The organism is Sphingomonas jatrophae (assembly GCF_900113315.1).
GTDB lineage: Bacteria > Pseudomonadota > Alphaproteobacteria > Sphingomonadales > Sphingomonadaceae > Sphingomonas_P > Sphingomonas_P jatrophae.
The window spans coordinates 856,417-870,707 of the sequence record NZ_FOZG01000001.1 but is presented as its reverse complement, the minus strand read 5'-3'; the positions used below and the strand labels follow the sequence as shown (position 1 = coordinate 870,707).

General features: G+C 68.3%; 12 protein-coding genes. 10 read left to right on the top strand and 2 right to left on the bottom strand.

Annotated elements, in window-relative coordinates; genetic code table 11:
• Window positions 1–8: 8 nt before the first annotated feature.
• A complete protein-coding gene (locus tag BM360_RS04110) occupies window positions 9–551 on the bottom strand; it encodes a hemerythrin domain-containing protein (protein WP_093311097.1) in 543 nt (180 codons plus the stop codon).
• A gap of 114 nt (window positions 552–665) precedes the next feature.
• Between BM360_RS04110 and BM360_RS04105 the strand changes: the two genes are divergently transcribed.
• Window positions 666–1,322, top strand: a complete 657-nt coding sequence (locus BM360_RS04105) for a sulfite oxidase-like oxidoreductase (protein WP_093313730.1) — start codon at window positions 666–668, stop codon at window positions 1,320–1,322.
• Here BM360_RS04105 and cobU read toward each other — a convergent pair.
• A complete protein-coding gene (gene cobU, locus BM360_RS04100; RefSeq protein ID WP_093311094.1) occupies window positions 1,313–1,843 on the bottom strand; it encodes a bifunctional adenosylcobinamide kinase/adenosylcobinamide-phosphate guanylyltransferase in 531 nt (176 codons plus the stop codon). The genes BM360_RS04105 and cobU overlap by 10 nt on opposite strands.
• Window positions 1,844–2,057: 214 nt before the next feature.
• On the opposite strand from cobU, the gene BM360_RS04095 reads away from it, so the two are divergent.
• The 9 genes from BM360_RS04095 (at window position 2,058) to BM360_RS04055 (ending at window position 14,288) form a co-directional block, all read left to right on the top strand.
• The gene (locus BM360_RS04095) at window positions 2,058–4,784 is read left to right on the top strand and encodes a hypothetical protein (RefSeq protein WP_093311091.1); all 2,727 of its coding nucleotides are present in this window, start codon (window positions 2,058–2,060) and stop codon (window positions 4,782–4,784) included.
• A gap of 152 nt (window positions 4,785–4,936) precedes the next feature.
• On the top strand, window positions 4,937–7,330 hold the full coding sequence (locus BM360_RS04090; RefSeq protein WP_093311089.1) for a TonB-dependent receptor: 2,394 nt from the start codon (window positions 4,937–4,939) through the stop codon (window positions 7,328–7,330).
• 56 nt (window positions 7,331–7,386) lie between these two features.
• Window positions 7,387–8,070, top strand: coding sequence for a Fe2+-dependent dioxygenase (locus tag BM360_RS04085; protein WP_093311086.1), 684 nt, complete (start codon window positions 7,387–7,389; stop codon window positions 8,068–8,070).
• 78 nt (window positions 8,071–8,148) lie between these two features.
• Window positions 8,149–8,916, top strand: coding sequence for a trehalose-phosphatase (gene otsB / locus BM360_RS04080; protein WP_242653309.1), 768 nt, complete (start codon window positions 8,149–8,151; stop codon window positions 8,914–8,916).
• Window positions 8,913–10,694, top strand: coding sequence for a glycoside hydrolase family 15 protein (locus tag BM360_RS04075; RefSeq protein ID WP_093311080.1), 1,782 nt, complete (start codon window positions 8,913–8,915; stop codon window positions 10,692–10,694). The genes otsB and BM360_RS04075 overlap by 4 nt, the downstream gene beginning before the upstream one ends.
• Window positions 10,691–12,079, top strand: coding sequence for an alpha,alpha-trehalose-phosphate synthase (UDP-forming) (locus BM360_RS04070; RefSeq protein ID WP_093313728.1), 1,389 nt, complete (start codon window positions 10,691–10,693; stop codon window positions 12,077–12,079). The genes BM360_RS04075 and BM360_RS04070 overlap by 4 nt, the downstream gene beginning before the upstream one ends.
• Window positions 12,080–12,162: 83 nt before the next feature.
• On the top strand, window positions 12,163–12,627 hold the full coding sequence (locus tag BM360_RS04065) for a carboxymuconolactone decarboxylase family protein (RefSeq protein ID WP_093313726.1): 465 nt from the start codon (window positions 12,163–12,165) through the stop codon (window positions 12,625–12,627).
• The gene (gene sigJ, locus BM360_RS04060) at window positions 12,614–13,492 is read left to right on the top strand and encodes an RNA polymerase sigma factor SigJ (protein WP_423228889.1); all 879 of its coding nucleotides are present in this window, start codon (window positions 12,614–12,616) and stop codon (window positions 13,490–13,492) included. Before BM360_RS04065 ends, sigJ begins: the two co-directional genes overlap by 14 nt.
• Before the next feature lie 154 nt (window positions 13,493–13,646).
• Entirely contained in the window at window positions 13,647–14,288 is a 642-nt protein-coding gene (locus BM360_RS04055; protein WP_242653308.1) for a protein-L-isoaspartate O-methyltransferase family protein, read from the top strand.
• The last annotated feature ends 3 nt before the right edge of the window (window positions 14,289–14,291 follow it).

The following is a 14,291-nucleotide window of genomic DNA, read 5'->3' as shown; positions in this document are numbered from 1 at the left end:
GGGTCCGCTCAGGCGAGCAGATCGGGGGCGTAGCGGTGCACCTCTTCCTTGTAGCGATCGGCCAGCACCGCCTGACGGCTGCCCGGAACCTCGCGCTTCAGGTCGAGGAACCAGCTGCTCTCTTCCTGATACATGTGGTGGGTGACGGCACCGCGGATATGCTCGAGCTTGTCGTAATAATCCTTGGTCAGCGGCTCCAGCTTGTCGAGCAGCGCCAGCTGCACCTTGGTCATCGCCTGTTCTTCATAGGCCATGCCGGCATGGCCCTTGTGGCCGCTGTCCGCCATCTCGGGATAGAGCACCGCTTCCTCGGCCATGGCGTGGCCGTTGAGCAGCAGCGCCAACTTCTTCTGCTCGGCCCGCGCGCTGGAGGCGTCGGGTGCAGCCTTCACCGCCGCGAACGCCGCTTCGATTTGCTCATGGTGATCGAGGACGAGCGCCAGCCAGTCGCCGCCGATCGCCTGCCGGCGCGCGCTGGCGCGGGCTTCCATGCGCGTCTCGTCGCTTTCGGGCGGCGTCAGCGCGCCGATCACCCTGTCCATAAACGACATCGCCTGCTCTCCAGTCTTGCTCGTGATGTCGGAATCAGTGCTTGGCGCGCGCGCAAGTTCCCGCTTTACCTACGAAAATGCCGTTACGGCGCCGTGCCGCCAGAGGAGCCGCAGATGGACGAAGCCGCGCCCCCGCCCGACAGCAAGCTGACCCGCACCAAGCAGAAATGGGCGCAAGAGGGGCGCTTTCTCGCGCAGGCTCCGGTGCGCGCGGCCGGCGAGCGGCTGCCCCCCGGCCAGCACCTCGTCAAGAACTGGCCCGTGCTCGATCTCGGTCGCCAGCCCGATGTCTCGCACGAACGATGGCGTCTGAAGATCGGCGGCATGGTGGAACGACCGGTGACGCTCGACTGGGCGGGGCTGATGGCGCTGCCGCAGGTGAAATCCCGCAGCGACATCCACTGCGTCACCAGCTGGTCCCGGTACGATAACGACTGGGCGGGCGTGTCGACGCGTACCCTGCTCGATCTGGTCGGCCCGAGGGATGAGGCGACGCACGCGCTGCTGCACGGATATGACGGCTACACCACCAACGTTCCCCTGGCTGACTTCGCCGCCGAAGACGCACTGCTGGCGCATGGCTGGCAGGGCCGTCCGCTCACGCGCGAGCATGGCGGCCCGGCGCGGCTGGTGATCCCGCACCTCTATTTCTGGAAAAGCGCCAAGTGGATCAGCGCGATCGAGCTGCTCGGCGCCGATCGGCCCGGTTTCTGGGAGGTCAACGGCTACCACATGCGCGGTGATCCGTGGGCCGAGGAACGCTATAGCTGACCACCCTTCAGCCGCAGCGGCAGGCCGGCGACCACCAGATCCACTGCATCGCATGCCGCGGCGAGCCGCTGGTTGAGCCGGCCGGCCGCATCGCGGAAGCGGCGGGCGAGCGCATTGTCCGGCACGATGCCGAAGCCGACTTCGTTGGAGACGAGGATGATGCGCGCCTGCGCCTGCTCCACCGCTGCGATCAGATCGTCTCCAGCGGCTTCAAGATCCGCGTCGGCCAGCAGCAGGTTGGACAGCCACAGCGTCAGGCAGTCGACGAGCAGCACGCGGCCGCCCGCATCCTCCGCGCGCATCGCAGCAGGCAGGTCGATCGGCGCCTCCACCGTCGTCCAGCTCGCATTGCGATCCGCCTGGTGGCGCGCGATCCGCTCGCGCATCTCGTCGTCATAGGCCTGCGCCGTGGCGAAGAAGAGCCGCGCGCCGCCACCCGCTTCCGCCAGCCGCTGCGCATGGCGGCTCTTGCCCGAACGGGCGCCGCCGAGGACGAGGAGGGTGCGGGACGTGTTCGTCATGCCGCCGCATAGCGCGTGGCGGTGGCCGCGCGTAGAGGTGCGGAGGCGGGGTTTATCTTGCTTGGTAGACGGCCGCAAAGGCGCGGCCGCGACGGAACCGTTACGGCCCTGACGCTTATGTGTCGAAACCAACATCTTGCAGCAGGGCCTGCGCTTTAGCCGGATCGCGCCGGGCCAAAAGGGGGCGCGGTCAGCCCCGCCAGACAGGAAGTCCATGTCCCGCTTGCACGCTCTTGCCGCCGCCTTGCTCTGCTCCGCCTCCGCGCTCGCCGCGGCGCAGGCGCCCGACCTGGCCGGGCAGCCCATGCCGGAGGAAGCGGGTGGCGGTGCCGAGGAGATGGCCGAGGAGGTGGTCGTCACCGGTCGCAAGCCCGAAGGCAGCGTCGTCGGCGACATCGCGCCGGAAGTGACGCTGAACGGGGCGGACATCCGCTCCTACGGTGTTAGCTCGCTGAGCGAGCTGCTGGCCGAACTCGCGCCGCAGACGGGCAGCGTACAGGGGCGTGGCGGCGAGGGGCCGGTGGTGCTGCTGGGTGGCCGTCGCATCTCCGGCTTTGCCGAGATCCGCGACATCCCGACCGAGGCGATCCAGCGCGTGGAGATCCTGCCCGAGGAGGTGGCGCTGAAATATGGCTACCGGCCGACGCAGAAGGTGGTCAACGTGGTGCTGCGCCGCCGTTTCCGGGCGGTGACGGTGGAAGGGCAGGGCGGCCTCGCCACCGAGGGCGGCCGCAGCACGCAGCGCGGCGACGCCGGCCTGCTCCGCATCCGCGACGGCACGCGGCAGAACCTGTCGCTCCGGTACGATCGCGCCACCCCGCTCTACGAGAGCGAACGCGATCTGGTGGGTGAGGCGGCCAGCCAGCCGTTCGATACGATCGGCAACCTCACCTCCGCGGTTCCGGGCGCCGCGGTCGATCCGCGGCTGGGCAGCGCGACGGTGCTGGGCGTGCCGACCGCTGCGGCCGGTGGAGCGCAGCCGCTGTCCGCCTTCGCCAACGCGCCGCGCGTGACGGAAACGACGCCCTATCGCACGCTGCTGGCGGGCAGCGATACGGTGACGCTGAACGGGGTGCTGGCACGGACCATCCTCGGCAGCGTCGGCGCGAGCCTGAACGGCACGCTGACCTACAGCGATACGCAGAGCGCCCAGGGCCTGGCGCGGGCGCGTCTGACGCTGCCGGCCGGGGGCCCGTTCTCGCCATTTGCGGGGGACACGACGCTGTTCCGCTATCTCGACGAATATGACCCGCTCGCCCAGCGTTCGCGCACCTGGTCGGGCCATCTCGGCACCACGCTGACCGGGCAGATCAAGGGCGGCTGGAACTGGACGGTGACCGGCACCTACGATCGCGACACGGTGCGCACGCGGACCGAGACCGGGTTCGACCTGACCGCGCTCCAGGCGGGCGTGGCAGCGCGTGATCCCGCGCTCAACCCCTTCGCGCCGCTCAGTGGTGTCACGCTGCTCACCGATCGCGCGCGCTCCACCGGATCCACCGGGGAGGTGCAGGGCATCGTTACCGGCACGCCCTTCCGCCTGCCCGCGGGTGCGGCGACCGCGACGCTGCGCATCGGCGGCACGCTGAGCGACCTCGATGGCAGCGCGGTGCGCTCAGGCATTCGCAGCGAGACGGATCTGTCACGCAACAGCGTATCGAGCCAGGCCAGCCTCGACCTGCCGATCGCCAGCCGCAAGCGCGGCACGCTGGCGGCGCTGGGCGAACTGTCGGCCAACCTCAATCTGGGGTTCGAGCGCGTGTCGGATTTCGGCACGCTGCGCACCATGGGGATCGGCACGACCTGGTCGCCCATCCGGCAGGTGAGCCTGATCGCCTCCTACAATCTCGACGAGGGCGCGCCCACCATTCGCCAGCTGGGTGATCCGACCATCTCGACGGCGGGCGTCCGCGTGTTCGATTTCGTCCGGGGCGAGACGGCGGAGATCGTGCGGCTGACCGGCGGCAATCCGGCGCTGGCAGCGGATGAGCGCAAGGTGTTCAAGCTCGGCGTCACGCTGCGGCCGGTCACCATCCCGCGGGGTGACCTGTCGCTGACCGGCAATTTCGTCCGCAGCAAGGTGGACAATCCGATCGCCGGTTTCCCGACGGCCACTGCCGCGATCGAGGCGGCCTTCCCGGATCGCTTTACCCGCGATGCCGCGGGCCGGCTGCTGCGGATCGACAGCCGGCCGATCAACTTCGCCTGGTCGAAGCGGTCGGAACTGCGCTGGGGCTTCAACTTCTCCAAGCAGGTGTCCGCGCCGCCGCCGCGCCGCGACGGGGAGGGCGGCCGCTCCTGGCGGGACATGCTGCCGCCGGGCGGTCAAGGCAGGCCGGGCGATCAGGCTGCCGCGCCGGGTGGCGAGCCGCGGCCGCGTGAAACGGGGGCGGGGCCCGGTGGCCGGCCGGGTGGACGCGGCTTCGGCGGGTTCGGCGGCGGCCCCGGCGGTCGCGGCACGCGTGTGCAGGCGGCGATCTATCACACGTGGCACATCAAGGATGAGCTGCTGATCGCGCCCGGCGGTCCGCTGCTCGACCTGCTGGGCGAGGATGCGATCGCCTCTTCCGGCGGGCAGCCGCGGCACGAGATTGAGGCGCAGACCGGCATTACGCGCAACGGCCTCGGCCTGCGGGTCAATGCCAATTGGCAGGCCGCGACGCAGGTGGCGGGCGGCGTCAATGGTGGCGAGCTGCTTCGCTTCTCCGACCTGACCACGGTGGGCGTGCGGTTGTTCGCCAATCTCGGCAGCATCGAATCGCTGGCGCGCGAGCATCCGTTTCTCCGCGGCATGCGGGTGAGCCTCAATGTCTCCAACCTGCTCAACGAGCGGCTGCGGGTGCGCGATTCTGCCGGAACGACGCCGGTCAGCTACCAGCCCGGCTATCTCGACCCGCTGGGCCGCGCGGTGACGCTCAGCGTTCGTAAGTTGTTCTTCTGACAAGCTATCTGCGGAATGCAGCGGCCTGAATACGCGCGATCGAGCGGTCGCTCGGTCACGCACCAGCTCCTTATTGCGATTGAGTTGCATTGACACTGCGAACGGCTCGCAATAGCTGATCACCCGTTAGATCAGGGTAAGGGGCAAAACCGATGAAGAGCGCTTTGGCGCGGGGCTCGTTCCTCGCGCTGTCCTGTGTCGCGCCGTTGACGGGCGTTGTCGCGCAGCAGCAGCCGGGCGAACAGGGCGCCGAACTCGAAGGCGTCGTCGTCCGCAGCACCGTGCTGGAGGAGAAGGGCCGCCGTCAGGAGACGCCGAAGGCCACGCGCCCCGTGCGCGATACGCCGCAGACGATCACCGTGCTGACCAACGAGGTGATCGAGCAGCAGAATCTGCTGACGCTGCGCGACGTGCTCTCCACCGTGCCGGGCATCACCTTCGGCGCAGGCGAGGGCGGCACCGGCCCCGGCGACAACATCACCTTCCGCGGCTACAGCGCCAGCAACGACATCACGATCGACGGCGTGCGCGACAGCGCGCAGATCACCCGCACCGACAGCTACAATCTCGAGCAGATCGAGGTGACCAACGGCGCCAACTCGGTGATTTCGGGCGCGGGCTCGACCGGCGGCAACATCAACATCGTGACCAAGCGGCCGAAGGCGGACGACGCCTATATCGCGACGGCGGGCATCGGCACGGACGATTATTACCGCGCAACCGTGGATCTCAACCGCCGCGTGAGTGACATCGTCGCGGTGCGCCTGAACGGCATGTGGCACAAGAACGACATACCGGGCCGCGACGTCGAGAATTACAAGCGCTGGGGCATCGCGCCGTCGCTCACCATCGGCATCGACGGACCGACCAGCCTGACGCTGCAGTTCAACCATCAGGAGGATGACAATATCCCCCAATATGGCGTGCCCTATTATAATGGCGGGCGTGTGCCGGGTGTCAGCCGCAGCGACTATTTCGGCTTCCGCGATGTCGACAAGCAGCGGATCAACGTCGATCAGCTGACTGCCATCTTCGAACATGCGTTCAGCGACACGGTGTCGATCCGCAATCTCGCGCGCTGGCAGGATTCGCAGCAGCAGACGCGGGTCAATCCGCCGCAGGGCACCTATTGCCTCGCCGCGACCGGCCGCACGCCGACGGGGGCCGCCTGCACCGTCAACATCGGCACCACCGCCGCGCCGAACAACGTCGTCGTCCCGGCCGGCTATTATTACCCGACCGGTCCGCGCGGAAACACGCGCGACACGCGCAACCAGCTGCTGTTCGACCAGATCGATCTGAAGGCGGTGTTCAGCACCGGACCCATCGAGCACACGATCGATCTGGGCGGCGCGGCGACGTGGGAGCGGTACGACCTGCTGACCGGCAACGTGCTGCGCAACGCCAACGGCTCGGCCTTCTACACCCGGCTGCCGCTGATCAACATCGCCAACCCGAACGAGATCGTGCCCGGGCCCGCCAACCCGAACTTCACCTACGGCAGCAACACCTATGGCGGCCCGATCAACTTCATCCCGACCAGCGCGACGGTGGCCGAGCAGACCAACGTCGCCGCCTATCTGTTCGATACGATGAAGCTCGGCCGGTTCGAGCTGAGCGCGGGCGCCCGCGTCGAGCGCAACAGCGGCAACAACCGGAGCGACACGCTGTCCACCGCCGCCGCGACGCTCGGGCAGCGGACGGTCGGCGCGACGGCGAAGAACGCGGACACCTTGTTCTCCTACCGCGTCGGCCTCAACTACAAGCCGGTCGAGCCGGTCAGCCTCTACATCGCCTATGGCAATTCGAGGACCCCGTCGCGCAACTCGGTCAACGGTTCGTGCACGGCCGCGGCACCGGGCGTGGTCAACACCACCTGCAACATCAGCCCGGAATCGGCCAAGAATTACGAGATCGGCGCCAAGGCCGAGGTGTTCGACGGCGGCCTGCTGCTGACGGCCTCTGCCTTCCGCAACGAGCGCGACAAATATGCCGTCGTCTCGGGCGACCCAACGGTGCCGGACCAGCAGCTCGACGGCAAGTCGCGCGTCGACGGCATCGCGCTGGGTGCGTCGGGCGCGATCACGCCGGCGTGGACGGTGACGGCCAACTACACCTACCTGAAGGCCAAGCTGCTCCAGTCGGTGTCGGACAACTGCCTCGCCAATCCCGGCACCGGCAGCTGCACCAACACGCCCGCCAACCCCAATCCGGGTGGTGACCAGTTCCTGCCGCAGACGCCGAAGCATTCGGGCAGCCTGTTCACCACCTATCGCCTGCCGTTCGGCCTGACGGTCGGCTACGGCCTGACCTATCAGGACGGCTTCCTGCTGACGGCGGCAACGCCGACCACCGCGGCGATCCGCTCCGACGACTGGCTGACCCACCAGGGCTATCTGGCCTATGACTTCACCCGCAACATCGGCGTGCAGCTGAACGTCAAGAACATCGGCAACAAGCTGTATTTCACGCGCATCCGCAACAATGGCTGGGCGACGCCGGGCGATGCCCGCTCGGCGGTGCTGACGCTGAACGTGAAGATGTAAGGGCGGGCCGGGGCGGGCGCTTCTCCTGCCTGCCCCCGCCGTCTAGGCACAAGCGCATGATGCTTCCGATTCCCGACCTGCTCGATGCGGACGAACTGGCCCGCATCCGCGGGCTGATCGACACGGCCGAGTGGGTGGACGGCAACGTCACCTCCGGGCACCAGTCGGCGCTGGCCAAGCGGAACGAGCAATTGCCCGAGGGCAGCGCGGCCGCGCAGGAGGCCGGGCGGATCGTGCTGGAGGCGCTCAACCGATCGCCTTTGTTCATCGCGGCCGCGCTGCCGCTCAAGGTCTATCCACCGCTGTTCAACCGCTATGGCGGCGGGCAGGCATTCGGGACGCATATCGACAGCGCGGTGCGCATCCGCCGCGGCACCGATCTGCGCGTTCGCACCGATCTGTCCGCCACCATCTTCCTTGAAGCACCCGACGCCTATGACGGCGGCGAGCTGATCGTGGAGGGGCATTTCGGTGCGCAGGCCGTGAAGCTGCCGGCCGGCCACATGATCCTCTATCCGGCCTCGTCGCTTCACCGTGTGGCGCCGGTGACGCGGGGCGCGCGCGTCGCCAGCTTCTTCTGGATCCAGTCGATGGTCCGCGACGATGGCGAGCGGCAGACCTTGTTCGATCTCGATCAGGCGGTGCAGACGCTCGCCGCCGATCGCAGCCACACCGACAAGACGGTGATCGGGCTGACCGGCATTTACCACAATCTCCTGCGGCGCTGGGCTGACGCCTGACCCGCGCCGCTCATGCTGCACCGCAACCGGTTCGTCGTTGGAACCGGAACGATCGGGGCTGTTATCCGTAGGATGGGAGTGGGCACCCTGACCGAACCGACCTGCGCGCCGTTGGTAGCGCCACCTGCCACGCTGTTGCGCGGCGCCAGCCTGTTCCTGGATTTCGACGGCACGCTGGCGGAAATCGCGCCGCGGCCGGATGCGGTTGCGCCCGATCCTAAGCTGCAGCAGCTACTGCCCCGGCTTGCAGAGGCGTTGAACGGCCGCCTTGCCCTTGTCAGCGGACGGGCGGTGGGCGAGCTGGCGGACTTCTTCTCCGGCCTAGATCTCACCATCGGCGGCAGCCATGGGGCGGAGCTGCGTTGGGCGGGCGATGCCGCCGCGCCGTCGGCGTCGCCCGGCTGGGTCGGCGAAGTGCTGGACGCGGCGGAGCGCTTCGGCCGCGATCATCCGGGCGTGCTGGTCGAGCGCAAGCCGTTCGGCATCGGCCTGCATTACCGTGAGGCTCCCGATCACGCCCGCGCGGTGCGCGCCTTTGCCGAAACGCTGCTCGGCCCCGGTCGCACGCTCCAGCCCGGCAAGATGGTGATCGAGCTGCGCGCTGACGACGCCGACAAGGGCAGCGCCATCCGCGCCTTCCTCGCCGATCCGCGCATGGCCGGCACGCGGCCCATCTTCATCGGGGACGACGTGACCGACGAGGACGGCTTCCGCGCCGCTGCCGAACTTGGTGGTGCGGGGGTGCTGGTCGGCGCTGAGCGGGAAACAGCGGCGACCTTCCGCCTCGCCGACGTGGCCGCCGTACTCGACTGGCTGGGCTTGGCAGCCGAGGAGGCGGGCGCATGAGCGGCGTGGATCTCTGGCCGATCGGCAATTGCCAAGTGTCCGCGCTGGTCGATCGGGCGGGCCGCTTCACTTGGGCCTGCGTGCCACGGGTGGATGGCGATCCGCTCTTTTCCGCGCTGGTCGGCGGCGACGCGCCCGAGCATGGCTATTGGTCGATCGAGCTGGAAGACGGCGAGACTGTCGCGCAATCCTATCTGCGCAACACGCCGATCCTCGTCAGCCGCCACACCGATGCCAGCGGCAATGCCATCGAGGTGATCGACTTCTGCCCGCGCTTCCAGCGCCTCGGCCGGGCATATCGCCCTGTGGCGTTTGTCCGCATTGTCCGCCCCGTCGCGGGCAGCCCGCGCGTCCGCGTGCGGTTGCGGCCGACCTGCGGATGGGGCGGTTCGTGCGCATCGGATACGGGCGGCTCCAACCACATACGCTTCCCATCCGACACGATGACGCTCCGCCTTTCCACCACTGCGCCGGTCGGCATGGTGGAGACGGAGCGTCCGTTCCGCGTCGAGCGGCCGCTCCACTTCTTCCTCGGCCCGGACGAAGGCTTTTCCGGCGATATCGCCGCCACGCTGGATCAGATGCTGGCCGATACGGTGCGCGAATGGCAGCATTGGGTGCGCGGCCTCGCCATCCCGCTCGAATGGCAGGATGTGGTAATCCGCTCGGCCATCACACTGAAGCTGTGCCAGCATGAGGAAACCGGCGCCATCGTCGCGGCGCTGACCACCTCCATCCCCGAACATGCCGACTCGCAGCGAAACTGGGATTATCGCTACTGCTGGGTGCGCGACGCTTATTATACGGTGCAGGCGCTCAACCGGCTGGGCGCGCTCGACGTGCTGGAAGGGTATCTCAGCTACCTGCGCAACATCGTCGATGAATCGAACGGCGGTCACATCCAGCCGCTCTACGGCGTGCTGGGCGAGGCGACGCTGGAAGAGCGCGTCGCACCTGATCTGCCCGGCTATCGTGGCATGGGCCCGGTGCGGGTCGGCAACCAAGCCTACGAACAGGTGCAGCACGACGCCTATGGCCAGATCGTGCTGTGCGCCGTCCACGCCTTCTTCGACCAGCGGCTCTATCGCATGGCCGGGCTCGAAGACTTCAAGTCGCTGGAGCGGGTGGGCGAGCGTGCCTGGGCCTTTCACGACAAGGCGGATGCCGGCCTGTGGGAGCTGCGCACGCGGCAGAGCGTCCACACTTATTCCTCCGCCATGTGCTGGGCGGCGTGCGACCGGCTGGCCAATGCGGCGCAGGTGCTCGGGCTAGAGGATCGCCGCGCATACTGGGCGGAACGCGCGACCAAGATCCGCGAGGTGATCCTCACCTCGGCCTGGCGGCCCGAGACGAACCGCATGTCGGCGACCTTCTCGGGCGACGATCTCGATGCCAGCTTGATCCAGTTGCTTGACCTAAGATTCCTGTCCCCCGACGATCCCCGCTTCCAGGGCACGCTTGCTGCGGTGGAGGAAGGGCTCAGGCGCGGCTCGCACATGCTGCGCTATGCGACGGAGGACGATTTCGGGTTGCCCAAGACTGCCTTCAACGTCTGCACCTTCTGGCTGATCGAGGCGCTGCACGTCACCGGCCGGGTCGACGATGCGCGCGCCTTGTTCGAGGAGATGCTGGCACGCCGCACCGCCGCCGGGCTGCTCTCCGAAGATATCGATCCGGTGACCGGGGAGTTGTGGGGCAATTACCCGCAGACCTATTCGCTGGTCGGCATGATCAACTGCGCCGCCCTGCTCAGCCGCCCGTGGACGGCCGTTCGATGAGCCGGCTGATCGTCGTCTCCAATCGCGTCACCACGCCGAAGGCAGGCCACACCGCGTCGGGCGGCGGGTTGGCCGTGGCGCTGCATGCAGCGCTGCGGGAGAATGGCGGCATCTGGTTCGGCTGGTCGGGCGAAGTGACGGACCAGTTTACCGGCCACATCAACTTCCAGCGCGAGCAGGGCGTCACCACCGCCACGATCGACCTGGAGGAGCAGGACGTCGACGAATATTATAACGGCTACGCCAATCGCACGCTGTGGCCGCTCTTCCACTACCGCATCGATCTGGCCGAATATGAGCGCGAATTTGCCGGCGGCTATGAGCGGGTGAACGAGCGCTTTGCCGACACGCTGACGCCGCTGATCGATCCGGCCGACGTGCTGTGGGTGCAGGATTATCACCTTCTGCCGCTTGGCGAGGGGCTGCGCCGCCGTGGCGCCGCCAACCGCATGGGCTTCTTCCTCCACATCCCGTGGCCGCCGCGGCGGCTGCTCTACACCCTGCCCGAGGCGGCGGACCTCGTCCGCACGCTGTTCGCCTATGACGTGGTCGGCTTCCACACGCAGGAATGGCTGAGCTCGTTCGAGGATTTCGTCGGCGCCGAGATGGGCGCGGTGATCGAGCCCGATGGCGTGATCCGGCTGGGTGACCGCACCATCCGCGTGATCGTCTGCCCGATCGGCATCGACGCTGCGGAGTTCGTCGCCGCCAGCAAATCACCGCGTGCGCGGCTGGCGCACCGCCAGATGCGCGACAGCGCGGTCGGCCGCGACATGATCATCGGTGTCGACCGGCTCGATTATTCCAAGGGGCTGGAGGAGAGGTTCCTCGGCTACGAGCGCTTCCTGCGTGACCATCCGGAGGAGCGAAAAGAGGTTTTCCTGCTCCAGATCGCGCCGCCGTCACGCGGCGAGGTTGCGAGCTATCAGAAGATCCGCGCCGGGCTGGACAGCCTGTCGGGCCGGATCAACGGCGCCTACGCCGATCTCGATTGGACGCCGATCCGGTACGTGAACCAGGGCTATTCGCGCGATGTGCTGGCGGGTGTCTATCGCGCCGCACGGATCGGGATGGTGACGCCGCTGCGCGACGGGATGAACCTGGTCGCCAAGGAATATGTCGCCGCGCAGGATCCCGACGATCCCGGTGTCCTCATCCTCTCCCGCTTCGCCGGTGCGGCCGCGCAGCTGACGGAGGCGGTGCTGGTCAATCCCTACAGCGCGGAGGAATTGTCTGACGCCATCCTGCTCGCCTTGCGCATGCCGCTGGACGAGCGCCAGCGCCGCTGGCGCAAGATGATGGACAATGTGCTGAGCGAAGATGTCGGCTGGTGGCGTCAACGCTTCACCGACGCGCTGATGGCATCGGAAGCGACACCCGCCTGAGCGGGCGTTGGATAAAAATTCCTCGCCATGTCACAGTCGTGCGTGTCGTCTCGTCATGAGGGTACAACCCCATGGAGGACGGCATGACCCCGCGTATCCGCAACACCCACGCGCTCGCCCCCGCCGCGATCAAGGCGATGACCGCGCTCGAACACAGCTTCGCTGGCAGCGGGCTCGATCCGAACCTGCTCGAGCTGGTTCGCCTGCGCGTGTCGCAGATCAACGGCTGTGCCTTCTGCATCCACATGCACAGCACTGTCTTGCGCCGCGCGGGCGTGCCGGAGATGCACCTCCATATGCTGCCGGCATGGCGCGAATCGACCTTCTATTCGCCGCGGGAGCGCGCTGCGCTCGGCTGGGCGGAGACGCTGACCCGCGTGGCCGAGACCGGCGCGCCGGATGCGGACTATGCCGCGCTGCAGGATCAGTTCGGCGAGGCGGAGCAGGTGTGGCTGACCTTCGTCATCGGTGCGATCAACACGTGGAACCGGCTGCAGGTCGGCTTCCGTGCCGCCCACCCGGCAGAGGCCGAGCTTGCCGCTGCCTGACCCCCGGCTTGCCGCTTTCGAGCGGGAGCGGCGGCGGCTGAATCGGCTCGCCTACCGCATGCTCGGCTCGTTCGCGGAGGCGGAGGATGTGGTGCAGGATGCGTGGCTCCGCTGGGCAAGCCGTGAGGAGGCGGTGGACGATCCCGCCGCCTTCCTCACCCGCATCGTCACGCGCCTCTGCCTCGATCGGATGAAGTCCGCCCGGGCACGGCGTGAAATCTATGTCGGTGCATGGCTGCCCGAGCCGCTGGTCGGTGCGGCCGAGCCGGACGAGGATGTGGCCGACACGCTCACGCTCACGCTGATGATGGCGCTTGAGCGATTGTCTCCGCTGGAGCGCGCCGCCTTCCTCCTGCACGATGTGTTCGACGTCGCGCTGGGCGAGGTGGCGGAGACGCTCGGGCGCGATGCGGCGGCGGTGCGCCAGCTTGCCGTGCGTGCGCGCCGCCATGTGCGAGAGGCCCGCCCCCGCTTCGCGGTGCCCGCAGCGGAGGCGGACCGGATCGCCCGCGCCTTCTTCGGCGCGGCCGAGCGGGGCGATGTCGCCGCGTTGAGTGCCATGCTGGCAGACGACGTGACGATCCGGTCCGATGGCGGCGGGCGGGTGATCGCCTTCCTCAATCCGATCGTCGGCGTGGAGCGGGCGCTGCGCCTCTACGCCAAGCGCGCTGAGCGGAGCGATGGGGCGGCCGAGCTGATCCGCGTGCAGCCGATCGACGGTCTGCCCGGCTATATCAGCCGGGAGCGTGGCGGCGTGCTCCAGACCACCGCGCTGGAGCTGCGCGACGGCCGCATCGCCGCCATCTACATCGTCCGCAACCCGGACAAGCTGCGCCACATCGCCGCGGCAGTGGAGGGCGTCTGAGCGTGCAAGCGGGCCACGGCGGCGCGCGAAAGCCCTCCCGCGCCGCCAGGATGGGCCAACAGCGGCTTTCCTCGACGAACGCCCTGCACTAGACGACGAACGCACCCCCCGGGTGTGTTGCCAATCCAAGACAGTCTGTGCGACGAGGGCGGCCGTGACCGAGACATCCTTTGAAACGCTCCGCCGCGCGATGGTGGCGAGCCAGCTGCGGCCCAACGCCGTCAACGATCCGCGCGTGATCGCCGCCATGAGCGTGGCGCCGCGTGAGGCGTTCGTTCCCGAGGAATGGCGCCGGCTGGCCTATTCCGATCGCGCGATCCCGCTGGCTCCTGGCCGTGCGCTGATGCCGGCAATGATGCTCGGCCGGCTGCTGACCGAGGCCCGCCTGCAGGCGGAGGATCGCGCGCTCGTGGTCGGCGCCGGGGGCGGCTATTCGGCGGCGGTGCTGGCGCAGCTGGTCGCCTCCGTCGTCGCGCTGGAGGAGGCGGGCGTTGCGCCTGCCGGCGTTCCGGCGATCGACAAGGTCCAGCGGGTCGAAGGTCCGCTCACCGAAGGCTGGGCGGCGGGCGCGCCCTATGACCTGATCCTGATCGACGGTGCGGTGGAGGAGGTGCCTCATACGCTGGTCGCCCAGCTGGCCGAAGGCGGGCGCATCGCCGTGCCGCTGATCCGTTCGGGCGTCGTCCGCCTGTCCGTCGGCGTTCGTGGGGGCGAGGGCATCGGCTATTCAAGCTTTGCCGATGCGGACGTGCCGGCCTTGCCCGGCTTCGCGCGCCCGCGCAGCTTTACCTTCTGAACC

Bases quoted from the DNA above. Each gene is read 5' to 3' on its own strand.
- BM360_RS04075 (WP_093311080.1), top strand. From the start codon at position 8,913: ATGAGCGGCGTGGATCTCTGGCCGATCGGCAATTGCCAAGTGTCCGCG.
- BM360_RS04105 (WP_093313730.1), top strand. From the start codon at position 666: ATGGACGAAGCCGCGCCCCCGCCCGACAGCAAGCTGACCCGCACCAAG.
- BM360_RS04095 (WP_093311091.1), top strand. From the start codon at position 2,058: ATGTCCCGCTTGCACGCTCTTGCCGCCGCCTTGCTCTGCTCCGCCTCC.
- BM360_RS04090 (WP_093311089.1), top strand. From the start codon at position 4,937: ATGAAGAGCGCTTTGGCGCGGGGCTCGTTCCTCGCGCTGTCCTGTGTC.
- cobU (WP_093311094.1), bottom strand. From the start codon at position 1,843: ATGACGAACACGTCCCGCACCCTCCTCGTCCTCGGCGGCGCCCGTTCG.
- BM360_RS04070 (WP_093313728.1), top strand. From the start codon at position 10,691: ATGAGCCGGCTGATCGTCGTCTCCAATCGCGTCACCACGCCGAAGGCA.
- BM360_RS04085 (WP_093311086.1), top strand. From the start codon at position 7,387: ATGATGCTTCCGATTCCCGACCTGCTCGATGCGGACGAACTGGCCCGC.
- BM360_RS04110 (WP_093311097.1), bottom strand. From the start codon at position 551: ATGTCGTTTATGGACAGGGTGATCGGCGCGCTGACGCCGCCCGAAAGC.
- BM360_RS04065 (WP_093313726.1), top strand. From the start codon at position 12,163: ATGACCCCGCGTATCCGCAACACCCACGCGCTCGCCCCCGCCGCGATC.